We start from the raw sequence: 25,972 nt of genomic DNA, 5'->3' as shown, positions 1-25,972 counted from the left end.
GGCCGGTTCTCCTCGCGACGAGCGCTTCTTCCGCATTCTGGTGGCCGGTTGCTCGGTCTCCTCGTACGGCACGTTCCTCAATATGGTGGCGCTCAATCTCTTCGTCTACGAAACGACGGGGCGGGCGCTCGCCATGGGGCTGTTCATGGCGGTCCGGCTGGGTGCCGGTTTTCTCGCCGGTCCGGCCGCGGGCGGTCTGCTCACGCGTTTCACCGCGAAACGCGTGATGCTCTGGACGAATATCGCGCAGGCGGCCGTGATGCTGCCGTTGATTTTCGCGCCGGACGGATGGCGTACGCCTGCGCTGTTCGCCGTGTCCGTGGTGGTCGGGTCCTGCGGGACGCTGTTCATGGTGGCCCTGCGCAGCTCCGTTCCGGAGATGGTGGGCGAGGAGCGGCGGTCCTGGGCGAACTCGCTGACGGTCACCGGGCGTTCGTTGGCGATGGTGGCCGGCTTCGCCTCGGCGGGGGTGGTCGTCTCGCTCGTCGGGTACACCGCCGCGTTCGTGGTCGACCTGGGCACCTTCGCGGTCTGCGCGCTGACGGTGGCCCTGCTGCCGGTCGCGGGCGGCGGGAAGGGCCGGGCGGACGCGACGCCCGGAAGTGCGGGAAAGCCGGCGCGGCGGTCGCCCGTCGCGTTCGCCGCCCTGGCCGCCGTGCCGGGTCTCGGCCTGATGGTGGGGCTGCGCGGGGTGGACGCGCTCGGCTCCTCGTCCCACAACGCGGCGCTGCCCGTGCACTCCGCCGCGCTCGACGCCTCGCACCCCGCCCTGTTCGTCAGCGCGTTCTGGTGCCTGTGGGCGGCCGGCAACATCGTGGCCCAGCAGGTGATCCAGCAGTACACCCGTCGCACCGGCCGCTCGGTGGGCGCTTCCGGCTTCGGCTACGGCACCTGTGTCATGTCCGGGGCCTTCATCCTGGCGTTCGCCGGCTTCCCCCTGGCAGCCACCGCCCTGATCGCCGTCGTCGCGGGCGCCGCCGACGGGCTGACCGAGGTCTCGTACACCTCGCACCTCCAGACCCTGCCGGCCGGGCCGCGCGCCCACGCCTTCGGGCTGTCCGCGACGGTGGAGAACCTCGGTTTCGGGGCCGGGATGATCCTCGTCGCGGCCGCCCTCGAACACTTCAGCCCGCTGGCGGTCGTCGGCTGGTCGCACGGCGCGGCCCTGGCCGTCGCGGTGGTGTTCCTGCTCCGCATGGCCGCGAGGCGCGCCCCGCGCCCCGGCCCGACGCAGCCGTGAGGGCGCCGGCGCGGGGCCACGCCGGGGCGTACCCGTACGGCGGGAATCAGCCAATCTCGCGCATGGCCCGTTGCCGCCCCGGGCGGTGCCGGACCGAGCCGCGGGGGCGCGGCGCCGGCCGGGCCGGGGCACCGGGTGGTGTCCGCGACCCCCAGGGTCTGTCCAACGATTCCCGTCGTCGCCCGCAGGGGGGCCGCGCGGCGTCGGGTGCCTCCCCGGGTTCCCGGCTTCGCTCGGACCGGGGAGACCCCGCGAATGGCCGGACCGGCCCTGCGGCCGCCCTCGGGGCACCACCGCTTTCGCGCACCGGGCCGGTCTCCGGACTTGCGGGACACCGGGCCGATGCGGTGGGTTGTCCGGCGTCGCCGGAGAAATCCGTATCGCCGGGCGGTCCGGCCCGGTGCCGTCACCGGGCGCCGGGGCCGTCCGCGCGTAGCCACCGCCGGTCCTCACCCCTGCCGGTCCTCACCCCTGCCGACTCTCGCCGCACCGCCGTCCGAACCCGTACGGCCGCACCACCCTCACCGTCCCACTCCGGAAAGGCGGACACCGCATGACGCCGGTCCTCCACCGCAGCCATGCCGACGACCTGCTCACCTTCATCAGGTCCAGCCCCTCCCCGTACCACGCCGTGGCGAGCGCCGCCCAGCGGCTGGAGAAGGCGGGCTTTCGTGAACTGCGCGGAACCGACGACTGGACGGGCACCACGGGCGGCAGCTTCGTCGTCCAAGGAGGCGCGCTGATCGCCTGGTACGCCCCCGAGTCCCTGCCCGCGCACACACCGTTCCGGATCATCGGCACCCACACCGACTCACCGAACCTGCGGATCAAGCCCACCCCCGACACGGGGTCGGCCGGCTGGCGGCAGGTCGCGGTGGAGATCTACGGCGGGGTCCCGCTCAACACCTGGCTGGACCGGGATCTGGGCATCTCGGGCCGGCTCGCGCTGCGCGCCCCCGGCGGGCGGACCGACTCCCGGCTGGTGCAGATCGACGAGCCCCTCCTGCGGGTGCCGCAGCTGGCGATCCACCTGGACCGCACCGTCAACGACGGGCTGGCCCTGGACCGGCAGCGGCACATCGCCCCGATCTGGTCGCTCGGCGCGGCCGACGAGGGGGCGCTGCTGCGCCGGGTCGCGGCGGCCGCCGAGGCCGAGCCGGACGAGGTGCTGGGCTGGGACCTGATGCTGCACGACGTGCAGCCGCCCGGATATCTCGGTGCGGAGCGGGAGTTCGTGGTGTCCTCGCGGCTGGACAACCTGGTGTCGGTGCACGCCGGGGTCACCGCGCTGGCGGCGGTGGCGACGGCGGCCGGCACGCCCGCGTACATCCCGGTGCTGGCCGCCTTCGACCACGAGGAGGTCGGCAGCGGCTCGGACACCGGGGCGCAGAGCCCCCTCCTGGAGCGGGTGCTGAGCCGTTCGGTGACCGCGCGGGGCGGCAGCTCCGAGGACTGGTCGCGGGCGCTGGCCAGCGCGTACTGCGTCTCGGCCGACATGGCGCACGCCGTCCACCCCAACTACGCGGAGCGCCACGACCCGGGCCACCAGCCGCTGCCCAACGGCGGCCCCACGGTCAAGGTCAACGTCAACCAGCGCTACGCCACCGACTCGGCCGGCATCGCGCTGTTCGCCGCCGCCTGCGAGCGGGCGGGGGCGCCGTGGCAGCCGTTCGTCTCCAACAACGCGATGCCGTGCGGCACGTCCATCGGCCCGCTCACCGCGGCCCGGCTGGGTGTGCCGACCGTCGACGTGGGCGTGCCGGGGCTCTCGATGCACTCCGCGCGCGAGCTGTGCGGGGCCGAGGACCCGGGTCACCTGGCGGCGATCCTGACGGCGTTCGCGGCCTCGGGCTGAGGCGCTGAGGCGCTGAGGCGGGGCGCGCGTGCGGTACGGGGAGGGGCCGGTGCGGCTCCTCCCCGTACCCGTGCGCGACGGGTGTTACGCGAAGCGCTGGTTCGCGCTGCCGTCGCAGGGTTGCAGCCTCAGCGGGTCGTGGGCGCCCGCGAGGGTCGCGCACAGGCCCGTCGCCGCGGCCGGGCTCAGGGTGCCCGACTGGTGGACGAACTGCTGGTTGGCGGCGCCGGAGCAGTTGTAGAGGATGAGGGCCGCGCCCGCCTTGTAGTCGGCGCCCGGTACGTCCAGGCAGCGGTCGTGGCTCAGTTCGGTGCGCAGGTTCTTCGTGGCGGAGTCGTACCACCAGCCCTGGTTGCGCCCGCCGTGGCACTCCCAGCCGGTGACCCCGGTGTTGTTACGGGTGACGGAGGCGGGGGCGTCCAGGCAGGCGGCCGTCGCCTCGCCGCGCAGGGGCGTGAAGAGGTCGTCCCAGGCGGCGGGCTGGAGCACCGGCTGTCCGGTGCTCGCCGGGTCGGCGCAGCTCGCCTCGCGCAGGCCCGAGTTGTAGATCTGGGTCAGGCAGGAGGCGAAGGCTCCGTGGCCGGCCGCGTTCGGGTGGAAGGACTGGCGGACGGAGTTGGAGTCCGGCGGGAAGTGCGACAGGTCGATGTAGAGACCGCGGGCCCAGGTGGACTCGCTGCACACCTCGTGGCCGTGGAAGAGGCGCGAGTTGTCGAGGTAGACGGCCCCGGTGTCGGCGGCCGCCTCGCGCATGCCGCGCTCGAAGGCGGGAACGGCGGTGTTGCGGCCCCAGGCGGCGTCGGAGTCGTATCCGGCACAGCCGCCGGGAAGCTTGCCGGGGAAGTTCGGGTTGTCGTAGAAGTCCGGGCCGATGGGGCTCGGGTAGCCCATGACGACGAGTTTGTAGTCGCTGTCGGTGTAGCCGGCGCCGCTCATCACGGTCTTCAGGTCGCGCACGGTCTTCTCGACCTTGGGGACGAGCCCGTCGACGCGGGCCTGCCAGCCCCCGTCGTACTTGGACTCGCAGGCGCCCTGGAGGAGGACCCAGCGGGTGACACAGTCCGTCATGACGGGCCCGAACTGGAGGTCGTCGTTGGCACCCGCGACCAGCACGATCATCTTGATGCGGGTGTTGCGCGCCTTGACGGCGAGGTTGTCGCTCTGCACCAGCTCGTCGGCGTACTGCTTGGAGCCGCCGATGACGATGTTTCCGGTGTACGCGCCGGAGCACGAGACGTTGTACGTGACGTCGGCCGGGATCCCCGTGCGGTGGATCGCGGAGTCGGGTGAGCGGTGGCACCAGTTGTCGGGGCCGTTGGTGCCGGCCTCGTACGTGCCGACGCCCTCGCCGGATATCTCGCTGTCGCCGAGCGAGATGAGCCCCGTCTTGCGGTCGGCGAGCGGGCGCTCGGCCGGGTCGCCGTACAGCTGGGTGGCCTCCGCGGCGCGGATGGCCTCCAGTTCGGGTGACAGGGGGGTGGATGCGGTACTGGTGGTACCGGACGGGGCGGCGGTGGCCGTTCCCGCCGCCGCGGTCATGCCGCCGAACGCCGCCGCCATGGCCGCGGCGGCCGCGACGGTACAGCGGAGTCTGTGCCTGGTGCGCCTCATTGCGCCTCCCGAGTTGTGGTTACCCCCGGTATTTACTGGTCGGTAGACGACTTGGGAATAGCTGGAACAAGACAAGTGCTCATCTTTTTCAGGAGGTTGAACGATGACGGATCAGGGAACGGGCGAGGGCTACCGCGTCGAGCACGACTCGATGGGCGAGGTCAGGGTCCCCGCCGACGCGAAGTGGCGGGCCCAGACGCAGCGGGCCGTGGAGAACTTCCCGGTCTCCGGACAGCGCCTGGAGCGGGCCCACATCGAGGCCCTGGCCCGCATCAAGGCCGCCGCCGCCAAGGTCAACGCCGAGCTGAAGGTCCTGGACCCCGAGATCGCGCGGGCGGTCCAGGAGGCGGCCGGCGAGGTCGCGGAGGGGCGCTGGGACGCGCACTTCCCGGTCGACGTCTTCCAGACCGGCTCGGGTACCTCCTCGAACATGAACACCAATGAGGTGGTGGCCACGCTCGCCACCGAGCGCCTCGGCCGCGAGGTCCACCCCAACGACCACGTCAACGCCTCGCAGTCCTCCAACGACGTCTTCCCCTCCTCCATCCACATCGCGGCGACCGCCGCGGTGACCGCCGGCCTGATCCCCGCCCTGGACCATCTGGCGGCCGCCCTGGAGCGCAAGGCGGAGGAGTTCGCCACGGTCGTGAAGGCCGGGCGCACCCATCTGATGGACGCCACGCCCGTCACCCTCGGCCAGGAGTTCGCCGGGTACGCGGCGCAGGTCCGCTACGGCGTCGAGCGGCTGCGCGCCTCGCTCCCCCGCCTCGCGGAACTCCCGCTCGGCGGCACGGCCGTGGGCACCGGCATCAACACCCCGCCCGGCTTCTCCGCCGCCGTGATCGCCGAGGTGGCCCGCGCCACCGGACTGCCGCTCACCGAGGCCCGCGACCACTTCGAGGCGCAGGGCGCGCGGGACGGCCTGGTGGAGACCTCCGGCCAGCTGCGCACCATCGGCGTCTCGCTCACCAAGATCTGCAACGACCTGCGCTGGATGGCGTCGGGCCCGCGCACCGGTCTCGCCGAGATCTCCCTGCCCGACCTCCAGCCGGGCTCCTCGATCATGCCGGGCAAGGTCAATCCGGTCATCCCCGAGGCGGTCCTGATGGTCGCCGCGCAGGTCACCGGGAACGACGCCACGGTCGCCGCGGCGGGCGCGGCGGGCAACTTCGAGCTGAACGTGATGCTCCCGGTCATCGCGAAGAACCTGCTGGAGTCCGTACGGCTGCTCTCCAACGCCGCGCGGCTGCTCGCGGACCGCACGGTCGACGGGATCACCGCGCACGCGGAACGGGCCAGGGAGTACGCCGAGTCCTCGCCGTCCGTCGTCACCCCGCTGAACAAGTACATCGGCTACGAGGAGGCCGCGAAGGTCGCCAAGAAGTCGCTCGCCGAGCGCCGGACGATCCGCGAGGTGGTCATCGAGTCGGGCTACGTGGAGCGCGGCGACCTGACCGAACAGCAGCTCGACGAGGCTCTGGATGTGCTGCGCATGACCCGGCCGTGACGTCCGTCGCTGCGGGGCGCGGGGAGGCTCACTACGATCTCTCCATGACAGGTAGCGGAGAGATTGAGCGCTGGACGCCGGGTGATCAGATCCTGTGGCGCTACCGGGGCAACGGCCCCGAGCGGCCGGATTCGGCCGCGCGCCCGTTCCACATCTGCCGCCCGGTCACGGTCGTCCAGGACACCGAGGAGCTGCTGGCGGTGTGGGTGGCGCCCGGCACCGAGTGCGTCAAGCCGGTCCTGGCGGACGGCACCGATGTGCACGCCGAACCCCTCGCCACCCGGTACACCGCCCCGCGCACCACCGCCCGCTCCCTCTGGCTGGGCAACGGGGTGCTGAAGCTGGCCGCACCCGGCCTGCCCTGGTCGGTCTGGCTGTTCTGGGAGCGCGGCTGGCAGTTCCGCAGCTGGTACGTGAACCTGGAGGAGCCGCGCACCCGGTGGGCCGGCGGCGTCGACTCCGAGGACCACTTCCTCGACATCTCCGTCTACCCGGACCGCAGCTGGCTCTGGCGCGACGAGGACGAGTTCGAGCAGGCCCAGCGGGTCGGCCTGATCGCGCCGGACGTGGCGGACCGGGTGCGGGCGGCGGGGCACGAGGCGGTCGGGCTGATCCGTGACTGGGCGGCGCCGTTCCGTGACGGCTGGGAGAACTGGCGGCCCGATCCGGCGTGGCGGGTACCCGAACTGCCCGACGACTGGGACCGTCGGCCGGATGACTCGGACCGCACGCCTTCCGCCATGCCGTCGTGAGACCCTTGATGGACCCCAGGGGGGCAAACGTAGGATCGTCCCGAGAAGTGCGGCTCGACCCCAACCGGCAGGCGGGGATCGGGAGCTGACCGCAAGTCATCGGCTCGTCGCACAAATGGCAGCCCTCACGGACCGCATCGGTGTCACGAGTCGCACGAGTTGCCCACATCGCATGAGCCACTACGAGGGGGTGGAGACGTGTCCGCTGTCCGCTGCCGTCCCGTCGGAAACGTTGTCATCGACATCCCCCATGGACATCCGGTTTCGGCCCCGTGTCCCGGGGCAGGCGATGTCAGCCGTTGTCATTGCCACTCCTGCCGGGGCACAGTGACGCCCCACAAGGTGATTGCCTCATACAACCGGCCCGGACGGACGGAACCCCACGCGTGACGGAGCACCCCACCTCCCACGAAGGCCGGCAGCCTCTCGCCGCCCGGCCGCAGGAACGCACCCGGCCGCGGCAGCGGGACGCCGCCGTGGCGGCCGCCGCTGCCGCGACGGCGATCCCGGCACCGGCCAAGGGCTCCGGCCCGGCGGGACCCGACCCCCAGGCGGCGACGCGGCGCGAGGGCGACCGGCTGCGCTTCGTGGGGGCCGCGACCCGGCGGATCGCCCGGGGCATAGACCTGGACGAGATCGTGCTGGGGCTGTGCCGGGCCAGTGTCCCGACGTTCTCCGACGCCATACTCGTCTACCTCCGCGACCCGCTGCCCGTCGGCGACGAGCGGCCCGTCAACCCGTTCGTGCTGCGGCTGCGCCGCTCGGACCGGCTGCGGCTGACGGAGGAGGAGACCGAGAGCCTGCCGGAGACCGAGCGGCTGCGGCTGCCCACCGTCGACCCGCAGGCCGATCTGATGCCCGCCGCCGAGCTGTGCGAGGTCCGGGCCGGGAGCGCGCTCGCCGAGGTGCTGCGCGGGGTGCGCCCGGTCTTCGGAGACGCCGCGGCGGCCCGCGTCGCGCTGCCCGAACTGCTCGGCGCCGACCGCGCGGTGCCGTCCGGACACCGGGTGATCCTGGCCCCGCTGCGCGGCCGCCGCCGGGTCATCGGGGCCGCGGTCTTCCTGCGCGGCGCCGAACGCCTGCCGTTCGAGGCCAACGACCTTCTGGTGGCCGCCCAGCTGGCGACGCACACCGCGCTCGGCATCGACAAGGCGGTGCTCTACGGGCGCGAGGCCTACATCGCCGACGAGTTGCAGCGCACGATGCTGCCCGACTCGCTTCCCCAGCCGACCGGCGTGAAACTCGCCTCGCGCTACCTCCCGGCCGCCGAGACGGCCCGGGTCGGCGGCGACTGGTACGACGCGATCCCGCTGCCCGGCAGCCGCGTCGCCCTCGTCGTCGGGGACGTCATGGGCCACTCCATGACCTCCGCCGCGATCATGGGCCAGCTGCGCACCACCGCCCAGACCCTCGCCGGGCTCGACCTGCCGCCGCAGGAGGTGCTGCACCACCTGGACGAGCAGGCGCAGCGGCTCGGCAGCGACCGCATGGCCACCTGCCTGTACGCGGTGTACGACCCGGTCGCGCACCGCATCACCGTCGCCAACGCCGGCCACCCGCCGCCCGTCCTGCTCCACCTGGGCGGCCGCGCGGAGGTGCTGCGGGTGCCCCCGGGCGCCCCGATCGGCGTCGGCGGAGTGGACTTCGAGGCCGTCGAGCTGGACGCCCCGGCCGGCGCGACGCTGCTGCTGTACACCGACGGACTGGTCGAGTCGCGGCTGCGGGACGTATGGACGGGCATCGAGCTGCTGCGCGAACGGCTCGCCACCACGGCCCGGCTGACCGGCCCGGACCACTCGCCGCCGCTGGAGGCGCTCTGCGACGACGTGCTGGACATGCTCGGCCCCGGCGACCGCGACGACGACATCGCGCTGCTGGCCGCCCGCTTCGACGGCATCGCGCCGAGCGACGTGGCGTACTGGTTCCTGGACCCGGACGACTCCGCCCCCGGCCGCGCCCGCAGGCTGGCCCGCAGGGCGCTCGGCCGGTGGGGTCTGGACGAGCTGTCGGACTCCGTGGAGCTCCTGATCAGCGAGGTGGTCACCAACGCCGTGCGGTACGCGGAGCGGCCGGTGACCCTGCGTCTGCTGCGCACGGACACGCTGCGCTGCGAGGTCGGCGACGACTCCCCGCAGCTCCCCCGCCAGCGCCGCGCCCGCGACATGGACGAGAACGGCCGCGGCCTGTTCCTGGTCAACCGGCTGGCCCGGCGCTGGGGCGCGACCCGGCTGTCGACGGGCAAGGTCGTGTGGTTCGAGATGCCGGTGCGCGGATAGGGCCCGCGCGGAACGCCGGAACGGGCGGTGTACGAGGACTTCTCCTCGTACACCGCCCGTTTCGGCTGTCGGGGCCGGACCGGTCAGGGCGTCATCGTTCGGCGCTGTTGTCCGGCCGCTTGTCCCCCGAGATGTCCGGCAGGCCGATGGAGGTCGAGGGGTCCGGGCCCGGTTCCGTCGACGGACCGGGGGGCGGCTCCGAGGTCGGATCGTCCGAGGGCGAGGGGGGCGGTGAGCTCGGCGGGGCCTCGCTGGAGGGGGGCGGCTCGGAGGTCGGTGTGTCGTCGGACGGTTCGCCGGAGGGCGTGGAGTCGTCGGAGGCCGAGGTCCTGGGGGACGCCGAGTGGGACGACGGCGGCGGGCTGACGGCGGCGCCCATGTCGGTGTCGAGGACGAACTTGCTCGCCTTGCCGAGGGAGTGGCCCATGTAGTCGGCCCAGATCTCGGCCGGGAAGCCGCCGCCGTTGACGCGGCCGCCGCCGCCGGCGCCCTGGAGGGTCACCTGCGCGTTCTTCTTGATCTTCTTGCCGTCGTCGCCGGTGCGGTCGAAGGCCGCCTCGCCGAACAGACCGACCGAGGTGACCAGGTCCGGGGTGTAGCCGGTGAACCAGGCCGACTTGTTGTCGTCCGAGGTACCGGTCTTGCCGGCGATGTCCTGCTTCAGGAGCCCTTCGGCGTTGCGGACGGAGCCGCGGGCCGTACCGTCGTCGACCACGCCGGTCAGCACCGACGTCACGGAGTCCGCGGCCTGGCGCGAGATCACCTGGTCGCCGATCGCGTCGGGCAGCTTCAGCGGCTCGTCGCCCTGGTGGACGGCGGACTTCACGATCTGCGGGGTGACCTTCTTGCCGTGGTTGTCGAGCGTGGCGTAGATCCCGGCCATCTCCAGCGGGCTGGCGCCCATGGAGCCGAGCGTCTGTGCCGGTCCGACACTCATCCCCTCCACGTCCATGCCGAGCTTGCCCGCGGTCGCCATCACCCTGCTCATGCCGACGTCCACGCCCATCTGCGCGAAGACGGAGTTGACGGACTGGTTCATCGCGGTCTGGACGGTGATCTCGCCGTAGTCGTGGTCGTCCTCGTTCTCCGGCGCGAAGTACCTGTCGCCGCCGACGACCGGGCGCTTGCTGGTGCCGTCGTAGCGGGTGCTCGCGGTGATCTGCTCGCCGTCCTGCGTCTTCGACTTCTCGTCGAGGGCGGCGGCGAGGATGACGGGCTTGAAGGTGGAGGCGGGCTGGTAGTCGCGCCGGGCGGCGTTCGACACCCAGTGCTCGTTCTGGCCGCGTCCGCCGTACAGGGCGAGCACCGCGCCGCTCTTCGGGTCGAGGGAGACGGCGCCGGCCTGGATGTCCTGGTCGAGCTTGCGCTTCTTGGTGTCCAGCTTGTCGATCAGCTTGGTCTCGACCGACTTCTCCAGCTGCTGCTGCTTCTTCTTGTCGATGTTGACGGTGATCGTCCAGCCACCGAGGTCGAACTGCTCGCCGCTGATGTCCAGCTGCTTCAGCACCGCCTGGCGGGCCATCTCGACGATGTACCCCTTCTGGCCGGCCGTGCCGTTCAGCGGCTTGGGGTCGCGGGGGACGGGGAACTTCAGCTTCTGGCGTTCGGCGGGGTCGAGCCAGTCCTCCTCGACCATGTTGTTCAGCGTGTACGCCCATCGCTCCTTGACGAGCGCCTTGCCCCTCGGCCCGGCGACGGCCCAGTCGTACTGGCTGGGCGCCTGGAGCAACGCGGCGAGGTAGGCGCCCTGGGAGACGTTCAGGTCCTTGGCGTCCACGCCGTAGTACGCCTGCGCGGCGGCCTGGATGCCGTAGGCGCCGCGGCCGTAGTAGCTGGTGTTGATGTACCCGGCGAGGATCTCCTTCTTGCTCCTCTTCTGGTCCACCTTCAGTGAGATGACCAGCTCCTTGAGCTTCCGGGTGACCGTCTGGTCCTGCTCCAGGTAGTAGTTCTTGACGTACTGCTGGGTGATGGTCGAGCCACCCTGCTTGCCCTTGCCGGAGAGGGTGTTGATCAGGCCGCGCGTGGTGCCCTTGAAGTCGATGCCGTGGTCGTCGTAGAAGGACTTGTTCTCGGCGGCGACGAAGGTGTCCTGGACCGGTTTGGGTACCTCGGCGAGGCTCACGATCTCGCGGTTGACCTCGCCGGTCCTGGCCAGCAGGCTGCCGTCGGAGTACTTGTAGACGTTGGCCTGGAGCTTGGCCCTGGCGTTGCCCTCGGGTACGTCCACAACCATGTAGAGCACGGCGAAGGCGCCCATGCCCAGAAGGATCACCCCGAAGGCCGTGCCCAGTAGTTTGCGCCAGGTGAAGAGTCTGCGTATGCCGCCGCTCTTCGCAGCCCGCCGCTGGGCTCGTCGCGCATCCGCTCGACCCATCGCTTGGTTGCTCCCGTTTCTCTGCTCGGCCGGATCAGCTCGGACCTGCCAGCTAACACCGTTGGCAAGCCCAAAAAGCAGGCGTTCCGCCGTTTTACGGACGTGAGAATCAGCACCCGCTCCCGGTGGAACCGACTCCTGAGGGGTGTACAAGGTTGCGAAAACCAGTAATGTGTAATCACATTGCTAGCGACCGGCTAGCCACGAACCACGGGGGCCCTCATGACCGAACCGCTCGACGGGAACACCGCGACCCAGCCGCCGGCCGGCCTGGCCCCGGACGCCCCGGACATGCCGGAACCGCAGGTCCGCGAGACGAAGGCACACAGCATCGCGGGCGGCCTCGGGCTGCTGCTGACCGTGATCGGCGTGATCGCCGGCATCGCGCTCGCCATCATCGGCGGCGTCATCGCCTCGAACGGCACCAAGGCCGCGGGCATCCCGCTCTGCGTCCTGGGCATCCTGCTCACCGTCGTCTCGTTCTTCTGCATGGGCGGCGTGAAGATGGTCGCACCGGGCGAGGCCCGGGTCATCCAGCTGTTCGGCCGGTACGTGGGCACCATCCGCACCGACGGCCTGCGCTGGATCAACCCGCTGACCTCCAGCCGCAAGATCTCCACCCGCGTCCGGAACCACGAGACGGCCGTCCTCAAGGTCAACGACGCCTACGGCAACCCGATCGAGCTCGCCGCGATCGTCGTGTGGAAGGTCGAGGACACCGCGCAGGCCCTCTTCGAGGTGGACGACTTCCTGGAGTTCGTCGCCACCCAGACCGAGGCCGCCGTCCGGCACATCGCCATCGAGTACCCGTACGACGCCCACGACGAGGGCGGCCTGTCGCTGCGGGGCAACGCCGAGGAGATCACCGAGAAGCTGGCCGTCGAGCTGACCGCCCGGGTGCAGGCGGCGGGCGTGCGGATCATCGAGTCGCGTTTCAGCCACCTCGCGTACGCCCCCGAGATCGCCTCCGCGATGCTCCAGCGCCAGCAGGCCGGCGCGGTCGTCGCGGCCCGTCAGCAGATCGTGGAGGGCGCGGTCGGCATGGTCGAGATGGCGCTGAGCCGGATCGCCGAGCAGGACATCGTCGAGCTGGACCCGGAGCGCAAGGCCGCCATGGTCAGCAATCTGATGGTGGTCCTGTGCGGTGACCGCGCCGTCCAGCCGGTCCTCAACACGGGCACGCTCTACCAGTGACCGAGGAGAGCGCCGGGGAGGCACCGCGGCCCCGGTCGCGGCAGCGCAAGCAGATGCTGCTGCGGCTGGACCCCGCCGTGCACGACGCGCTGGCCCGCTGGGCCTCGGACGACCTGCGCAGCGCGAACGCGCAGATCGAATTCCTGCTGCGGCGGGCGCTCGCCGAGGCCGGCCGGCTGCCCGGCGGGGCGGCACCCATCGCCCGCCGGGGCCGGCCGCCGAAGGCCGCCGCCCCGGAGCCGCAGGCCGACGACTGACCGAACGGCCCTCCCGCGACGGGGGGCCGTTCGGCTGTACCCCCCGGGTATACACGGCAGGTATACACACCATGTAGAGTGCCCGGCATGTCTATCGGCCACACCCTGCTCGGGCTCCTGGAGTCCGGTCCCCGCCATGGTTACGACCTGAAGCGGACCTTCGACGAGAAGTTCGGGCACGACCGCCCGCTGCACTACGGGCAGGTCTACTCGACCATGTCCCGGCTCCTGAAGAACGGCCTCGTCGAGGTCGACGGCGTGGAGAGCGGGGGTGGCCCCGAGCGCAAGCGCTACGCGATCACCGACGCCGGCATCACCGATGTCGCCACCTGGCTCGCGCAGCCCGAGAAGCCCGAGCCGTACCTCCAGTCGACCCTGTACACCAAGGTCGTCCTGGCCCTGCTCACCGGCCGCGACGCCGGCGACGTGCTGGACGCCCAGCGCTCCGAGCACCTGCGCATGATGCGCATCCTCACCGACCGCAAGCGCCGCGGCGACCTCGCCGACCAGCTGATCTGCGACCACGCGCTCTTCCACCTGGAAGCCGACCTGCGCTGGCTGGAACTGACCGCCGCCCGGCTCGGCCGGCTCGCGGAGGTGGTGGCCCCGTGACCCCCGCCGGCTCCCTGCTCTCCGCGCACGACCTGCGCAAGACCTACGGATCGACCCCCGCGCTCGACGGCGCCTCCTTCTCCGTGCACCCCGGCGAGGTCGTCGCCGTGATGGGCCCGTCCGGCTCCGGCAAGTCCACCCTGCTGCACTGCCTCGCCGGCATCATCACGCCCGACTCCGGCACCATCACCTACGCCGGCCGTGAGCTCTCCACCATGTCCGACGCCGACCGCAGCGCCCTGCGCCGCAGCGAGTTCGGCTTCGTCTTCCAGTTCGGCCAGCTCGTCCCCGAGCTCACCTGCGTGGAGAACGTCGCCCTGCCGATGCGGCTGAACGGTACCCGCCGCAAGGACGCCGAGCGCACCGCCCTCGCCTGGATGGAACGCCTGGAGGTCGAGGACATCGGCGCCAAGCGCCCCGGCGAGGTCTCCGGCGGCCAGGGCCAGCGCGTCGCCGTGGCCCGGGCGCTCGCCGCCTCCCCGAAGGTGATCTTCGCGGACGAGCCGACCGGCGCCCTGGACTCCTTCAACGGCGAGCGGGTCATGCAACTGCTCACCGAGGCCGCCCGCTCCGCCAACGTCGCCGTGGTCCTGGTGACCCACGAGGCCCGCGTCGCCGCCTACTCCGACCGCGACGTCACCGTGCGCGACGGCCGGGCCCGCGACCTGGAGCACGCCGTATGACGCTGCTCGACGAGAAGCGCGCCCCGGCCCCCGCGCCCGCGCCGCCGGCCCGCCCCTCCCGTACCCCGTCCTGGCTGCGCGACCTCGCGCTCGGCGTCCGGTTCGCCGCCGGCGGCGGACGCGAGGGCTGGACCCGCACGCTGCTCACCGCCGTCGGCGTGGGCCTCGGCGTGACGCTCCTCTTCCTCGCCGCCTCCGTGCCGCACGCGCTGGACGCCCGCAACGCGCGGACCGACGCCCGCGCCGAGACGAAGATCTCCGAGAACCGCGACGCGCAGGCGAAGAAGACGGACAGCACGGTCCTGCGGATCTCGGCGGACACCGAGTACCACGACCGCTCCATCACCGGCTACCTGATGCGCGCCGAGGGGGACCGCCCGGTCCTCCCGCCGGGCATCGACGCCCTGCCGGGCCCCGGCGAGATGGTGGTCTCCCCCGCCCTGAGGGATCTGCTCGCCTCCCCGGACAACGCCCTGCTCAAGGAGCGTTTCCCGTACAAGCTGACCGGCACGATCGCGGACGAGGGGCTGCGTTCACCCAACGAACTGTGGTTCTACGCCGGCAGCGACACCCTGACCACGGCGGCGGGCGGCCACCGGGTCACCGGCTACGGCGACCCCGGCCCCACCCCGCCGCTCGCCCCCATGCTCATCGTGCTGGTGATCATGGTCTGCGTGGTGCTGCTGGCCCCCGTCGCCATCTTCATCGCCACCGCCGTGCGCTTCGGCGGCGAACGCCGCGACCGCCGCCTGGCCGCCCTGCGCCTGGTCGGCACGGACATCAGGACGACCCGCAGGATCGCGGCGGGCGAGGCCTTCTTCGGCTCCGCCCTCGGTGTGGTCGTCGGCCTCGTCCTCTTCCTGGTGGGGCGTCGGTTCGTGGGCTACATCGAGGTGTGGGACGTCAGCGCCTTCCCCGCCGACCTCGCCCCGGACCTGCGGCTCTGCCTGCTCGTCGCGCTCGCCGTCCCGCTGACCGCGGTGCTCGTCACACTGACCGCGATGCGCTCGGTGGTCATCGAACCGCTCGGGGTCGTCCGCGACAGCCGGGCCCGCAAGCGCCGTCTGTGGTGGCGGCTGCTGCTTCCGCTCGCCGGGCTCGGCGTGTTCTGGGTCACCGGGAAGGCCGGTGAGTACGAGGTCGTGAACCCGTACGCCATCGCCGGCGGCGCGGTCCTCGTCCTGGTCGGGCTCGCCCTGCTGCTGCCGTGGCTGGTCGAGGCCTGCGTGAAGCGGATGCGCGGCGGCCCGGTGCCCTGGCAGCTCGCCACCCGCCGGCTCCAGCTGAGCAGCGGGACCGCCTCCCGCGCGGTCAGCGGCGTCACGGTGGCGGTGGCCGGCGCGGTGGCCGTGCAGATGCTGTTCGCCGCGATGAACGCCGACTTCAACAAGCTCACCGGACAGGACACCAGCCGGGCCCAGTTCTACGCCTCCTCGGAGCAGGTCAGCGGCGACTCCGCCGTGCGGACCATCAAGGAGTTCCGCGCCACCAGGGGCGTCACCCAGGTCATCGGCATGGTCGAGGCGTACGCCTCCAAACCGGGGAAGTACGCCGAGGACGACATCCAGCCCACCACCTCCTTCAGCGTCGGAGACTGCGCCACCCTGCGCGAGGTCGCCCGCATCGGCTCCTGCGAGGACGGCGACACCTTCGTCGTGCATCCCAGGAACGACAAGGAGATGCAGGGCTGGATGGACAAGACCGCCCGCAAGGGCAAGGAGGTCGAGTTCGAGTCGGGCAGCGGCAGGAAGCTGCGCTGGACGCTGCCGGCGGACGCGAAGACCGTCGTCAGCCGCAAGGACCCGGTGGGCGAGGACCGCTGGGGAATCATGGCCACCCCCGGGGCGATCGACGCGACCACCCTGCCGGGCGCGAGCACCGTCTCGCAGATCCGCATCGACGAGAGCGTCCCGGACGTCGCCGAGTACGTACGCAACACGGCGGCCCGTATCGACCCCGGCATGCTCGTGGTCACCATGAGCTCCGTCGAACGCGACCGCCAGTACGCCAGCATCCAGACGGGCCTTCAGGTCGGCGCGACCATCACGCTGCTCCTGATCGCGGCGTCCATGCTGGTCTCCCAGCTGGAGCAGCTGCGCGAGCGCAAGCGCCTGCTCTCGGTGCTGGTCGCCTTCGGCACCCGGCGGATCACGCTCGGCTGGTCGGTGCTGTGGCAGACCGCGGTCCCGGTGGTCATCGGACTCGCGGTGGCGGTGGCCGGCGGCCTGGCGCTGGGCGCCACGCTGTGCTGGATGGTCGACAAGGAGGTGTCCGACTGGCTGGTGTTCCTGCCGCTGGCGGGCGCGGGCGGGGCGCTCATCCTCCTGGTCACCCTGCTCTCCCTGCCGCCGCTGTGGCGCATGATGCGCCCGGACGGGCTGCGCAGCGAGTAGCGCCGAAAACGGGCGCCCGCGTCCGACCCGTACCTCCCGTACGGGTCAGACGCGGCCGCCCGTCGTCACACGGACCGGCAGCGCCTCCATCGCCCCGCGCAGCGCCGCCGCGAACTCCTCGAACTCCTCGTGCCTGGCCGCCCCGGTCCGCATCCCCAGCGCCACCCGCCGCGCGGGGGCCGGGGCCGCGAAGTACCCCGTGGCCAGCGCGTCGTTGCGGGCGGTCTCGACGGTGACCGCGGTGCGCGGCAGCAGCGTCACCCCGAGCCCGCCGGCCACCAGCTGCACCAGCGTGGAGAGCCCGGCCGCGGTCGTGGTGACCGGCGCGCCCTGGGTACGTCCGGCCTCACGGCAGATGTCGAGCGCCTGGTCCCGCAGGCAGTGCCCCTCGTCGAGCAGCAGCAGCGGCAGCTCCCGCAGCGCCTCGCGCGGGATGTCGTCCCGCCCGCCGAGCCAGTGGCTGCGCTCCATGACCAGCACGAAGTCCTCGTCGAAGAGCGGGAGTTCGGTGACCCCGGGGATGCCGAGCGGCACGGCGAGCAGCAGCAGGTCCAGCCGTCCGGCGGCCAGCCCCTCCACCAGCGAGGAGGTCTGCTCCTCGTGCACCTGGAGGTCGAGGGCCGGGTAGCGCTCGTGGACCAGCCGCAGCACGGTGGGCAGCAGATACGGGGCGACGGTCGGAATCACGCCGAGCCGGAGCACACCGGTGAACGGCGCCCGGACCGCCTCCGCCTCCTCCATCAGCTCACCGACGGCCTCCAGCACCGCCCGCGCCCGGACCGCGAGCCGTTCCCCGGCGGGCGAGAGCAGTACCTTGCGCGTCGTACGCTCGATGAGCTGGACACCCAGTGCCTCCTCCAGCGCGGACACGGCCCCGGAGAGCGCGGGCTGACTCATCCCGATTGCGGCCGCGGCGTCCCGGAAGTGCAGATACTCGGCGACGGCGGTGAAGGCGCGCAGCTGCGAGAGACTGGGCTGTTTAGGCCGGTTGCCCTGATTACTCTGCGCCACTGATAGGCACCTCCGATCATCACGACCAAGTGTAGCCAGACATCAGATCAATGAGCCTCGCGGTCGGCGCTCGCAACGTCACTCACACGTGCGATTTCACCACTTATCACCCATGGTGCACCGACCAGCGCGTTAGCGTCCGCCTCAGTCAACTTCTAGGGGAGGGGTCCGACATGCATCCCGTAGGGGCCTACGCGCGCACGTCCGAGGACAAGGAAGAGGCCGTCGACGAGACGACGCACGATGTCCGGCTCACCGAGATTGGCGTGGAGATCGAAGAAGTCAACAAGCGCCGCAGGTCGAAACGCATCAGCATGGGGACGGCGCTCGACCTGATCGAGGAGCTTGAAGACGAGCGTGACGAGCTGTACCGGCAGCACCGTCAACTGGTCGCCGCGAAGGTCCGACGGCAGAACGTTTCCCCCTCACTCCTTGAGGAGTGGAATGGGTATTCCGTCTCGCAGAAGAAGATGCTGCTCCGCGACTCGGTCCGCGCCGTGATGGTCCACTCTGCGGGACGTGGCCGGAAGTTCGATCCGTCGCTGATCGAGGTCGTCTGGGTCGAAGACGAGCACTGAGCACCAGCAGGCCCCCTCCCGGCGTGGAGGGGGCCTGCCGTCATGTCGCTATGCCTGCGGGACAGCGGTCAGATCTTGACGACCTTACTGAATTCCACGAATGAAGCCCAGGCAGTGGGCGGAACGAAGAGTGTTCCGAGGTCTCGGTCCTTCGTGTCCCGGACCAGGACCGCGGCAGGGTCGTTATCCGCAACCTCCACACAGGTTTCGGTCTGCGTATAGGAACTGGTGCGCCAGTTCGGTATTTGAGGCATGGATTCCACTCTCCAATCGGTCTACATTTGCTCGAAATGACGGTTAGCGCTCAAGATCAGATCCCTGGCGGCCTTCCCATACACCGCCGACCTCTTCAGATATGAGAATGCCTTCCCATAGAGCTGAATCTCCCTTGGTTGAGTCACGGAGAACTCGGCGGAGTAGGTCTCGACGAGGACCAGCTTGTCGTCGAACATCGAGAAGGAGTTGCCGGGCCAGATGGCCAGTGGGGCGGACCTCGGGATGAAGCCCAGGCTGAGCCGAGGGAGCCCTATCACCGCCAGGAGTCGGTCTAGTTGTCCTCTCATCACCTCCGGGCCACCGAAGTTGGAGTACAGGGCCTGCTCGGCGAGCAGTACGTTGAAGATGCGGTCGCCCTGGGTCAGGTACCTCTGCCGTTCGAGCCGCTTGGCCGTGGCTACCTCGGCATCGTTCGGGATCTCGAAGAAGTCGACGACTTGATTGAAGGTCTCCGCGGCGTACTCGGCGGTCTGGAGCGTCCCCCAGATGAGCGTTGGGTGCCAGATCCGGAAGACCTTGGTCTTGGAGTAGATCGGCAGAGCCTTGGTCTGGCGCTTCTCGGCCCCCTCCTGGAACTGCCGGCGCCACTCCAGCCACAGTTCGTCGATGTGTCGGACCGTGGCCACCAGGTCAGGGACCTGGTCCTGTGTGTTCGTCCTCTCGCACCAGATGCGTATGTCAGCTTCGCTTGCCGCCTGCTTGCCGTTCTCGATCCGGGAGACCTTGGACTCTTGCCACCCGGTGGCAGCAGCGAATGCCCGGCCGCTGGAGAAGCCCGCGTCCTTGCGGAATCCTCGCAACCGGGCACCCAATGCTGCCCGTGCTTCTTGTGCTTGGTTACTCACTGATGAGTCAGGGCTTGTACTCGGTGTGGTGGATGGCGGAGGCCCAGAGCAGGTCCCGGATTCGGACACACTCGGCCACGGTCTCGGGATCCTCGATCAACTCGGACCCGAGGACCCGCCCTTCCTCGTCGAAGTGGCCCACGGCCAGGAGGCTGTCATCGAAGAGCCACCAGTCGTTGCCGGATACGGGGAAGGCGAGCCCGTCCGGGAGCTGGTGCCGCGGGAACCACCGAATGTCTTCGCCGACCGCCAGATTCAGGTGGGTGAGCGAGTTCTCCCACCCCACGTACTGAGAGTGCGGCTCAGTGACCACCCGGACCCGCCGCACTGTCTTGCCCTCGCCCGTAACCCGTTTCATGAGCGTCATCCAGGGATCGAGCCACACGTGGTCGTCAGGCTCGCCCCTCTGCCACCGGGCGTAAGGAGTGTCTTCGATGGGCGACCCATAGTCATCCCGCAGCTCAAGGTGGAAGGCGCTGTGCTTGAAGCTGTTGAACAGCTCGTCACGCTGGGCGCTGGTGATCAGGTCCACTGTTCTCCTCCAGTAGGGCCTTGATCGAGGACATGGGTACCTCGATGCAATCCTCGTAGTCGGGCAAGCGCATCTGGCTCAGGGCCTCGCCGTCGCGCATCTCCGGACCCTGCACGATGCACGTGCCCTGTTCGGTGACGAGCACGATCGGAGCCTCGAACTTCTTGATCTCGCCAGACAGCAAGCCGTCTTTGGTCAGATGCTCGAACAGCTCGGTCGGGACCTCAACGACCGTGTGGCCGGCGGGGATGTCGAGCTGCATGAGCAGGTCGTTCGCCAGAACCTTCCAGCCCTGGACGACGTAGCTGTCCTGGTCGCTGGCGTACAGGGTGGGGCTGTCTCCGGGGGTGGAGTTCTTACCAAGGAACCTTAGCTTCATGGTCGTTCTCCCGTCCGCTGCCTTGCGCAGGTTTGCGCGACACACCGATGGTCGACCCCCTGCTCGGCTGACGTCAATCGGCTTCCTGCAAACTCGTGCAATCTGCTTGGGGGTTGGCTCGAAGCACCTCTAACTTCATCACAAGCCCACAGGACGCAGGGACATGTGATGGAAGGTCACCTATGACTACGGCCACCGAGAAGAGGACCCCGGAAGAGACGGCGCGGTGCATCGCGAAGAACGCGGTCCCGGACGTCAACGAGGCACTTGAGCTGATGAGGCTCCAGGGGCCCGTCGAGGTCGGGAACGTGCAGGACGGCCACGGAACCGTGCTCATCACCCTCCGCTCGGGTGACGCCTACGAGTTCGCCCGCTGGGTCCGTATGCGGGCCCCGCGACTTGAGACCTCGGACCGTGGTCATGGCTGACAAGGGGCCGGTCGGGTACCGCGGCAGCATCGAGACGCCGGCCACCATCCGAGTGGGCGACATGGTCCTTCACGACACCGTGTACTTCACGGTCGTGGACATGGTCTTGGCGCGCAACGGCGCCAAGATCCTCCACTTCGACGGCCGCGAACCGCTGCTGGTCGAGGGCCCCATCACGGTCTTCAGGCAGGTGGGATACACGGTTTCGTTCGGCGAGATCGTCTACAGCCGAACCTGACCCACAGACACCGTCCCTGTCAGCAGGCCCCCCGTACTGCTGATGGGGACGGTCAAGGCCCCCGCCCCCGGTGATTCCGGCAGGACCGTCCGGGGGCGGGTTGCAAGTGCACGACGGCGCGGAGAACGAATCTCCGCTCAGTCCAGCACCAGGAGAACGATTCCCATGGACGAAAACCTCTACACCCTGCCCGTACCCGGGAGCGCCGCGTTCGAGCAGTACTGCGGAGGCAACCTAGGCGGCTCCAACGAGACGTGTGTGTCCTTCGCGGCCATTCCCGGCGCGGAGTCCTCGTTCGCCCTCCGCGACAGCAAGCCGGAGGGGTCCGGCAAGGAGCTGCGGTTCACCGAGGCGGAACTCGACGCGTTCGCGGCGGGCTGGGTCAAGCAGCGGGGTCTGACGGTCTAATCTGCCCCCTCCCGAGCACAGAGCATCACGCAGGCGGGCCGCCCGAGGTCTCTCCTCGGGCGGCCCCGCCGCCTCCCATGAAGGGCGCATATGAGCTGGTCAGGGCACTGGCACGGATACGGTCCATGGACCGGATCGTCTGCTGTGTACGGGAAAGAGGGTGGCCGCCGGCCACCTCACCCCAACGGCCCACCCTCGGTCCTCAACCCCGAGGACAAGAAGCAGCAGGAAGTTCTGGACAGGTATCGCGAAGCTGCCGCCGATTTCCAGACGGGCAACGTGCCTCCGACGATGACCGGCCATTGGTTGATGAAGAAGAGCCAGGTCTCCGCTGATCGCACCTGGGCCGAGCTTGGTATCGCACTGGCCTGGCTGACGAAGAAGTACGACGAGAGCCCGCCCTACGTACGAGCGGACGGACTTCAGGCGTACAGCACCCTCGAAGAGAAGTTGGAGTACGCCACTGACGTGCTCCCTCGTGGCGTCGACGTGACCTGGGTGTACTACACGGCAGCCAAGAGCCTGATCTCGTTCTCCGTCGTGTGCTGCCCCAACCGCTTCCACCCGGAACTCCCTTGCCCGCTCCCACCGTCGTAAGGAGCCGACGCAATGTCGCTCAGCCTCTTACTCCCCGAAGAGGGCGTGTCCGCCCTCCTGAACTCCTGGCCGAACGAGCCTGCGGTCTTCGAGCGAGGCTCGACAGCCCTGGACCGCGCCGTCACCCCGGACGTGATCGACCACTACATCGACACGGGTTGCGTGCCGGCAGACGAAATCGCCCTCGTGAAGTCGGGCCCCTCCCTGCATCCCGACTGCCACCGAACGAACGGCCGGACTGATCCTGCCAAGCTCCACAAGCTCTATGGCGACGGCTACACCATCCGGCTCGGCAACCTTCAGCGTGTGGTTCCGTTCCTCGCCGACATGGCCCGGGTCATTCAGCAGGAGACCGGGTACAGCAACTACCTGCACGCCTTCCTGACCCCGCCGCGAAGCCAAGGTCTCCTGCACCACTGGGACCAGCAGATGGCCGTGATCGCACAGATCGAGGGCGAGAAGCAGTGGCAGCTATGGCGTCCGGAGTACTCGGCGCCCATGCGTGAATACCAGGAGTCGTTCCGGGTCTGGAACCCCGAGTTCATCCCGAAGTGGGAAGCAGCCGGGCCGGACGCGGAAGTGGACCTGAAACCGGGACAGTCGCTCCTTCTGCCACGTGGGTGGATCCACAACCCTCACGCCCTGGACTCCGACGAGCGGAGCGTCCACCTCACGTTCGCGATCCGCGAGCGCACTCCCCTCTGGATCGCGGAAAAGCTCATCGCCGCAGCCATCGAGGACCCTGCGTTCCGGAGGGTGGTGCTCCCTGAGCATCTACTGAGTCCCACCGGCCTCGCCAGTCGCGTGCAGGAGGTCCGGAAGGCACTCGTGGCGTACCTCGAAGGCGTTGACGTGGACCAGATCGCGCCGGTCCTGCGGCAGACCGCTCTCACTGAGCTGGAGTACACCACCTGACTGGAGGCCTCGGCGCCCTGTCCAGGTTGAGAAGTTCCGCTACGGAAACGCGCCCGAGGCAATCTCCCAGCGGGTTCATACCGGACAGATAGGCCCTCGGGAGCCACAATGAACACTTGTCCCCACTCAAGATCGAACAGGGCAGGAGGGCAAAACGCGGCCCACTCCGTTCAGCCCGGGGAGGGGTCTCGGGGTGGACCGCAGCAAGCAGTGCCTCACGTCCAGCACTGATCACCCCCTTCTATCAATCCCCGCGACGTGACCGATTTCCGTGATCAATGGGACATGTGCGACTGTGCTCATGTCCAGCCCCAAGCAACACAGGAGTACCCAGAACCATGCTCACTGTCGGTGACAAGTTTCCCGAGTTCGAACTGACCGCTTGCGTTTCTCTCGAGAAGGGCAAGGAGTTCGAGACCATCACCCACAAGACGTATGAGGGTTGGAAAGTAATTTTCGCGTGGCCGAAGGACTTCACCTTCGTGTGCCCGACCGAGATCGCCGCCTTCGGCAAGCTGAACGACGAGTTCGCCGACCGTGACGCCCAGATCCTCGGCTTCTCCGGCGACTCCGAGTTCGTGCACCACGCCTGGCGCAAGGACCACCCGGACCTGACCGACCTGCCCTTCCCGATGCTGGCCGACTCGAAGCACGAGCTCATGCGTGACCTCGGCATCGAGGGCGAGGACGGCTTCGCGCAGCGCGCCGTCTTCATCGTCGACCAGAACAACGAGATCCAGTTCACGATGGTGACCGCCGGTTCCGTGGGCCGTAACCCCAAGGAGGTCCTGCGGGTCCTCGACGCCCTCCAGACCGACGAGCTGTGCCCGTGCAACTGGACCAAGGGCGAGAACACCCTCGACCCGGTCGCGCTCCTCTCGGGCGAGTGAGCTGACACCGACATGGCACTCGACGAACTGAAGGCCGCCGTACCGGACTTCGCCAAGGACCTGAAGCTGAACCTCGGTTCGGTCATCGGCAACAGCGAACTGCCGCAGCAGCAGCTCTGGGGCACCGTCCTGGCCTGCGCGATCGCCTCGCGCTCGCCGAAGGTGCTGCGCGAGCTGGAGCCGGAGGCGAAGGCCAACCTCTCCGCGGAGGCGTACACCGCCGCGAAGTCGGCCGCCGCCATCATGGCGATGAACAACGTCTTCTACCGCACGCGCCACCTGCTCTCGGACCCCGAGTACGGCAACCTGCGCGCGGGCCTGCGGATGAACGTGATCGGCAAGCCGGGCGTGGAGAAGGTCGACTTCGAGCTGTGGTCGCTCGCCGTCTCCGCGATCAACGGCTGCGGCCAGTGCCTGGACTCCCACGAGCAGGTGCTCCGCAAGGCCGGCGTGGACCGCGAGACCATCCAGGAAGCCGTCAAGATCGCCTCGGTGATCCAGGCGGTCGGCGTGACCCTTGAGGCCGAGGCTGTCCTCGCCGAGTAGGAACGCGCAGTACCCTGATACGAGAAGGGCCCCCAGGACGACCGACCGTCCGAGGGGCCCTTCTTCTCTGTACAGGCGCGTACAGGCGCTTACGGGCGAGTGCGCGCGCTACGAGGTGCGCGGCGCGGCCTCGTCGTCGCTGTCCTCGGGCGGCGAGCCGGGCGCCGGGGTCGGCGCCGCGTCGAGCGCGGTCGCCCCGTGCGGGGGCGGCGAGTGGCGGCGCGACTCCTCCTGCCCGTACGTCCGCAGATAGCCGACCACCGTATTGGTCACCGCCACCAGCGGCACCGCGACGACCGCACCGCCGATGCCGGCGATCATGCCGCCCGCGGCGACCGAGAGCACCACGGCCAGCGGGTGCACCCGCACGGCCCGGCCCAGGATGAACGGCTGGAGGATGTGGCCCTCGATCTGCTGCACCGCGAGGACCACGATCAGCACCATCAGCGCCGTGAACACACCCTCGGTGACCAGGGCGACGACCACCGCCAGCGCCCCGGAGACCACCGCGCCCACGAGCGGGATGAACGCGAAGAGGAAGATGAAGACGGCCAGCGGCACGGCCATCGGCACATCGAGGAAGTAGATCCCGAGGCCGATGAAGATCGCGTCGATCAGGGCGACTATGACGGTGCCGCGCACATAGGCGGTCAGGGTCCGCCAGGCACGCGGACCGGCGCCCGCGACGCCGGGCCTCGCCTGGGCGGGCACCAGCTTGAGCACCCACTGCCAGATGCGCTTGCCGTCGTAGAGCAGGAAGAGCGTCGAGAACATCGCCAGGAGCGCCCCGGTCATGAACTCCACCATGACGGTGACGCCCTGGAGCCCGGCGGAGGTGATGGCCTCGGTGTTGGTGCCGACGGTGTCGCTGAGGTTCTTGGCCACGTCGTTGATCTGTTTGTCGGTGACATGGAACGGGCTGTCCAGGAGCCAGTTCTTCAGATCGTCGATGCCCTTGGTGACCTTGTCGGACAGGGTGTCGATGTTGTCCATCACCTGCCACACCACGAACCAGCCGACCAGGCCCATGATGATGAAGCCGGACACCGCGGTGACGGCCGTGGCCAGCCCCCTGGGCAGTCCGTAGCTCCTCAGCCGGGCGACGGTCGGCTGGAGCAGCGCGGTGACGAGCAGAGCGGCGACGAAGGCCAGCACGACGAGCTGCACCGCGCTGATGACCCGCATGAGTACCCAGAGGGTCCCCGCGAGCACGAGGAGCCGCCAGCCGGCCTCGGCCGCGACCCGCATCCCCCAGGGGATCGCCGCGACCGGATCGGGCCGCGCGGCGACGGAGGGCGCGTACGTGGGCGGGGCCGGCACCTGGTCGACGGCGGGGTCGTCCTTCGCTGCGGGCTTCCCCGGTGCGGTGTCCTCCGTCGCGGGCGGGTCCGCGGGCAGAGGGTCGTCCTCGGCCTCCGACTCGGCCCGCCGTTCGTCAAGGCGCTCGCCCAGTCTGGTCAGTTCGGCGCCCAGTGTTCCGAGCCACCCCGGCAGTTTCGACATAACGGTTCCTCTACCCCCGTCCGCTCTCCCCACCACTCCCCCGGGAGCGGTCCCGCATGACCGTACACG

At 69.9% G+C, this 25,972-nt stretch carries 26 protein-coding genes; 18 read left to right on the top strand and 8 right to left on the bottom strand.

The annotated features are described in order from the left end of the window. Nucleotides 1-40 precede the first annotated feature (40 nt). The gene (locus P8A18_RS22465) at nt 41-1,240 is read left to right on the top strand and encodes an MFS transporter (RefSeq protein WP_371933786.1); all 1,200 of its coding nucleotides are present in this window, start codon (nt 41-43) and stop codon (nt 1,238-1,240) included. A 553-nt stretch (nt 1,241-1,793) separates the two neighbouring features. After that, nucleotides 1,794-3,095: a M18 family aminopeptidase gene (locus P8A18_RS22460; protein WP_306057035.1), complete on the top strand. Its 1,302-nt coding sequence runs from the start codon at nt 1,794-1,796 to the stop codon at nt 3,093-3,095. A gap of 84 nt (nt 3,096-3,179) precedes the next feature. Here the strand turns inward: P8A18_RS22460 and P8A18_RS22455 are convergent, their stop codons facing one another. After that, nucleotides 3,180-4,706, bottom strand: coding sequence for a ricin-type beta-trefoil lectin domain protein (locus P8A18_RS22455; protein ID WP_306057034.1), 1,527 nt, complete (start codon nt 4,704-4,706; stop codon nt 3,180-3,182). A gap of 103 nt (nt 4,707-4,809) precedes the next feature. Between P8A18_RS22455 and P8A18_RS22450 the strand changes: the two genes are divergently transcribed. The 3 genes from P8A18_RS22450 to P8A18_RS22440 all read left to right on the top strand — a co-directional run bounded on the left by P8A18_RS22450 (nt 4,810) and on the right by P8A18_RS22440 (nt 9,241). Further along, the gene (locus tag P8A18_RS22450) at nt 4,810-6,213 is read left to right on the top strand and encodes a class II fumarate hydratase (protein ID WP_306057033.1); all 1,404 of its coding nucleotides are present in this window, start codon (nt 4,810-4,812) and stop codon (nt 6,211-6,213) included. Nucleotides 6,214-6,257: 44 nt separating this feature from the next. Beyond that, the gene (fomD, locus tag P8A18_RS22445; RefSeq protein WP_306057031.1) at nt 6,258-6,965 is read left to right on the top strand and encodes a cytidylyl-2-hydroxypropylphosphonate hydrolase; all 708 of its coding nucleotides are present in this window, start codon (nt 6,258-6,260) and stop codon (nt 6,963-6,965) included. Nucleotides 6,966-7,351: 386 nt separating this feature from the next. Further along, nucleotides 7,352-9,241: an ATP-binding SpoIIE family protein phosphatase gene (locus P8A18_RS22440; protein ID WP_018550310.1), complete on the top strand. Its 1,890-nt coding sequence runs from the start codon at nt 7,352-7,354 to the stop codon at nt 9,239-9,241. 91 nt (nt 9,242-9,332) lie between these two features. On the opposite strand, the gene P8A18_RS22435 is transcribed toward P8A18_RS22440, so the two are convergent. Beyond that, entirely contained in the window at nt 9,333-11,618 is a 2,286-nt protein-coding gene (locus P8A18_RS22435; RefSeq protein WP_306057030.1) for a transglycosylase domain-containing protein, read from the bottom strand. A 222-nt stretch (nt 11,619-11,840) separates the two neighbouring features. Here P8A18_RS22435 and P8A18_RS22430 point away from each other — a divergent pair, with 222 nt between their 5' ends. The 5 genes from P8A18_RS22430 (at nt 11,841) to P8A18_RS22410 (ending at nt 16,757) form a co-directional block, all read left to right on the top strand. Further along, nucleotides 11,841-12,812 carry an SPFH domain-containing protein gene (locus P8A18_RS22430; protein ID WP_306057028.1) on the top strand — a complete coding sequence of 324 codons (972 nt, stop codon included), beginning with the start codon at nt 11,841-11,843 and terminating at the stop codon, nt 12,810-12,812. Continuing rightward, a complete protein-coding gene (locus P8A18_RS22425; protein WP_306057027.1) occupies nt 12,809-13,069 on the top strand; it encodes a type II toxin-antitoxin system antitoxin in 261 nt (86 codons plus the stop codon). The genes P8A18_RS22430 and P8A18_RS22425 overlap by 4 nt, the downstream gene beginning before the upstream one ends. An 87-nt stretch (nt 13,070-13,156) precedes the next feature. Further along, nucleotides 13,157-13,681 (top strand): PadR family transcriptional regulator, encoded by a 525-nt coding sequence (locus P8A18_RS22420; protein ID WP_018550314.1) that lies wholly within the window; start codon nt 13,157-13,159, stop codon nt 13,679-13,681. Then, nucleotides 13,678-14,364, top strand: a complete 687-nt coding sequence (locus tag P8A18_RS22415; protein WP_306057024.1) for an ABC transporter ATP-binding protein — start codon at nt 13,678-13,680, stop codon at nt 14,362-14,364. The genes P8A18_RS22420 and P8A18_RS22415 overlap by 4 nt, the downstream gene beginning before the upstream one ends. Continuing rightward, the gene (locus P8A18_RS22410; RefSeq protein ID WP_306057023.1) at nt 14,361-16,757 is read left to right on the top strand and encodes an ABC transporter permease; all 2,397 of its coding nucleotides are present in this window, start codon (nt 14,361-14,363) and stop codon (nt 16,755-16,757) included. The genes P8A18_RS22415 and P8A18_RS22410 overlap by 4 nt, the downstream gene beginning before the upstream one ends. A 45-nt stretch (nt 16,758-16,802) precedes the next feature. On the opposite strand, the gene P8A18_RS22405 is transcribed toward P8A18_RS22410, so the two are convergent. Continuing rightward, nucleotides 16,803-17,768 (bottom strand): hydrogen peroxide-inducible genes activator, encoded by a 966-nt coding sequence (locus P8A18_RS22405; protein WP_306057022.1) that lies wholly within the window; start codon nt 17,766-17,768, stop codon nt 16,803-16,805. A gap of 173 nt (nt 17,769-17,941) precedes the next feature. Here P8A18_RS22405 and P8A18_RS22400 point away from each other — a divergent pair, with 173 nt between their 5' ends. Further along, nucleotides 17,942-18,346 carry a hypothetical protein gene (locus tag P8A18_RS22400; protein WP_306057020.1) on the top strand — a complete coding sequence of 135 codons (405 nt, stop codon included), beginning with the start codon at nt 17,942-17,944 and terminating at the stop codon, nt 18,344-18,346. 68 nt (nt 18,347-18,414) lie between these two features. Here P8A18_RS22400 and P8A18_RS22395 read toward each other — a convergent pair whose 3' ends face one another. Genes P8A18_RS22395 through P8A18_RS22380 form a run of 4 tightly spaced genes read right to left on the bottom strand, consistent with a single transcriptional unit; the run spans nt 18,415 to nt 20,378 of the window. Further along, nucleotides 18,415-18,600, bottom strand: a complete 186-nt coding sequence (locus tag P8A18_RS22395) for a DUF397 domain-containing protein (protein ID WP_306057019.1) — start codon at nt 18,598-18,600, stop codon at nt 18,415-18,417. A 21-nt stretch (nt 18,601-18,621) separates the two neighbouring features. Beyond that, complete coding sequence (locus tag P8A18_RS22390) at nt 18,622-19,467, bottom strand: helix-turn-helix domain-containing protein (RefSeq protein WP_306057017.1); 846 nt, start codon at nt 19,465-19,467, stop codon at nt 18,622-18,624. 7 nt (nt 19,468-19,474) lie between these two features. Continuing rightward, nucleotides 19,475-19,999: a DUF6879 family protein gene (locus P8A18_RS22385; RefSeq protein ID WP_306057016.1), complete on the bottom strand. Its 525-nt coding sequence runs from the start codon at nt 19,997-19,999 to the stop codon at nt 19,475-19,477. Continuing rightward, nucleotides 19,971-20,378: a hypothetical protein gene (locus P8A18_RS22380; protein ID WP_306057014.1), complete on the bottom strand. Its 408-nt coding sequence runs from the start codon at nt 20,376-20,378 to the stop codon at nt 19,971-19,973. The genes P8A18_RS22385 and P8A18_RS22380 overlap by 29 nt, the downstream gene beginning before the upstream one ends. Nucleotides 20,379-20,560: 182 nt before the next feature. Between P8A18_RS22380 and P8A18_RS22375 the strand changes: the two genes are divergently transcribed. The 7 genes from P8A18_RS22375 to P8A18_RS22345 all read left to right on the top strand — a co-directional run bounded on the left by P8A18_RS22375 (nt 20,561) and on the right by P8A18_RS22345 (nt 24,400). Then, nucleotides 20,561-20,806, top strand: coding sequence for a hypothetical protein (locus tag P8A18_RS22375; RefSeq protein WP_306057012.1), 246 nt, complete (start codon nt 20,561-20,563; stop codon nt 20,804-20,806). Continuing rightward, complete coding sequence (locus tag P8A18_RS22370) at nt 20,799-21,044, top strand: hypothetical protein (protein ID WP_306057009.1); 246 nt, start codon at nt 20,799-20,801, stop codon at nt 21,042-21,044. Before P8A18_RS22375 ends, P8A18_RS22370 begins: the two co-directional genes overlap by 8 nt. A 165-nt stretch (nt 21,045-21,209) precedes the next feature. Continuing rightward, complete coding sequence (locus tag P8A18_RS22365; RefSeq protein WP_306057007.1) at nt 21,210-21,452, top strand: DUF397 domain-containing protein; 243 nt, start codon at nt 21,210-21,212, stop codon at nt 21,450-21,452. Between the two features lie 309 nt (nt 21,453-21,761). Beyond that, nucleotides 21,762-22,049, top strand: a complete 288-nt coding sequence (locus P8A18_RS22360; RefSeq protein WP_306057005.1) for a hypothetical protein — start codon at nt 21,762-21,764, stop codon at nt 22,047-22,049. A 12-nt stretch (nt 22,050-22,061) separates the two neighbouring features. Beyond that, nucleotides 22,062-22,964, top strand: coding sequence for a JmjC domain-containing protein (locus tag P8A18_RS22355; RefSeq protein ID WP_306057003.1), 903 nt, complete (start codon nt 22,062-22,064; stop codon nt 22,962-22,964). 338 nt (nt 22,965-23,302) lie between these two features. Next, complete coding sequence (locus P8A18_RS22350) at nt 23,303-23,854, top strand: peroxiredoxin (RefSeq protein WP_306057001.1); 552 nt, start codon at nt 23,303-23,305, stop codon at nt 23,852-23,854. Between the two features lie 12 nt (nt 23,855-23,866). Beyond that, nucleotides 23,867-24,400 (top strand): alkyl hydroperoxide reductase, encoded by a 534-nt coding sequence (locus tag P8A18_RS22345; protein WP_018550318.1) that lies wholly within the window; start codon nt 23,867-23,869, stop codon nt 24,398-24,400. A 108-nt stretch (nt 24,401-24,508) separates the two neighbouring features. On the opposite strand, the gene P8A18_RS22340 is transcribed toward P8A18_RS22345, so the two are convergent. Further along, nucleotides 24,509-25,903, bottom strand: a complete 1,395-nt coding sequence (locus P8A18_RS22340) for an AI-2E family transporter (protein ID WP_306056996.1) — start codon at nt 25,901-25,903, stop codon at nt 24,509-24,511. Nucleotides 25,904-25,972 lie beyond the last annotated feature (69 nt).

The organism is Streptomyces sp. Mut1, assembly GCF_030719295.1.
GTDB lineage: Bacteria > Actinomycetota > Actinomycetes > Streptomycetales > Streptomycetaceae > Streptomyces > Streptomyces castrisilvae.
Note: the sequence above shows the minus strand (reverse complement) of the source record. Positions and strands in the feature narration are given on the sequence as shown.

Bases quoted from the DNA above. Each gene is read 5' to 3' on its own strand.
- P8A18_RS22460 (WP_306057035.1), top strand. From the start codon at position 1,794: ATGACGCCGGTCCTCCACCGCAGCCATGCCGACGACCTGCTCACCTTC.
- P8A18_RS22455 (WP_306057034.1), bottom strand. From the start codon at position 4,706: ATGAGGCGCACCAGGCACAGACTCCGCTGTACCGTCGCGGCCGCCGCG.
- P8A18_RS22450 (WP_306057033.1), top strand. From the start codon at position 4,810: ATGACGGATCAGGGAACGGGCGAGGGCTACCGCGTCGAGCACGACTCG.
- fomD (WP_306057031.1), top strand. From the start codon at position 6,258: ATGACAGGTAGCGGAGAGATTGAGCGCTGGACGCCGGGTGATCAGATC.
- P8A18_RS22435 (WP_306057030.1), bottom strand. From the start codon at position 11,618: ATGGGTCGAGCGGATGCGCGACGAGCCCAGCGGCGGGCTGCGAAGAGC.
- P8A18_RS22430 (WP_306057028.1), top strand. From the start codon at position 11,841: ATGACCGAACCGCTCGACGGGAACACCGCGACCCAGCCGCCGGCCGGC.
- P8A18_RS22420 (WP_018550314.1), top strand. From the start codon at position 13,157: ATGTCTATCGGCCACACCCTGCTCGGGCTCCTGGAGTCCGGTCCCCGC.
- P8A18_RS22410 (WP_306057023.1), top strand. From the start codon at position 14,361: ATGACGCTGCTCGACGAGAAGCGCGCCCCGGCCCCCGCGCCCGCGCCG.
- P8A18_RS22400 (WP_306057020.1), top strand. From the start codon at position 17,942: ATGCATCCCGTAGGGGCCTACGCGCGCACGTCCGAGGACAAGGAAGAG.
- P8A18_RS22395 (WP_306057019.1), bottom strand. From the start codon at position 18,600: ATGCCTCAAATACCGAACTGGCGCACCAGTTCCTATACGCAGACCGAA.
- P8A18_RS22380 (WP_306057014.1), bottom strand. From the start codon at position 20,378: ATGAAGCTAAGGTTCCTTGGTAAGAACTCCACCCCCGGAGACAGCCCC.
- P8A18_RS22375 (WP_306057012.1), top strand. From the start codon at position 20,561: ATGACTACGGCCACCGAGAAGAGGACCCCGGAAGAGACGGCGCGGTGC.
- P8A18_RS22370 (WP_306057009.1), top strand. From the start codon at position 20,799: ATGGCTGACAAGGGGCCGGTCGGGTACCGCGGCAGCATCGAGACGCCG.
- P8A18_RS22365 (WP_306057007.1), top strand. From the start codon at position 21,210: ATGGACGAAAACCTCTACACCCTGCCCGTACCCGGGAGCGCCGCGTTC.
- P8A18_RS22360 (WP_306057005.1), top strand. From the start codon at position 21,762: ATGAAGAAGAGCCAGGTCTCCGCTGATCGCACCTGGGCCGAGCTTGGT.
- P8A18_RS22355 (WP_306057003.1), top strand. From the start codon at position 22,062: ATGTCGCTCAGCCTCTTACTCCCCGAAGAGGGCGTGTCCGCCCTCCTG.
- P8A18_RS22350 (WP_306057001.1), top strand. From the start codon at position 23,303: ATGCTCACTGTCGGTGACAAGTTTCCCGAGTTCGAACTGACCGCTTGC.
- P8A18_RS22345 (WP_018550318.1), top strand. From the start codon at position 23,867: ATGGCACTCGACGAACTGAAGGCCGCCGTACCGGACTTCGCCAAGGAC.
- P8A18_RS22340 (WP_306056996.1), bottom strand. From the start codon at position 25,903: ATGTCGAAACTGCCGGGGTGGCTCGGAACACTGGGCGCCGAACTGACC.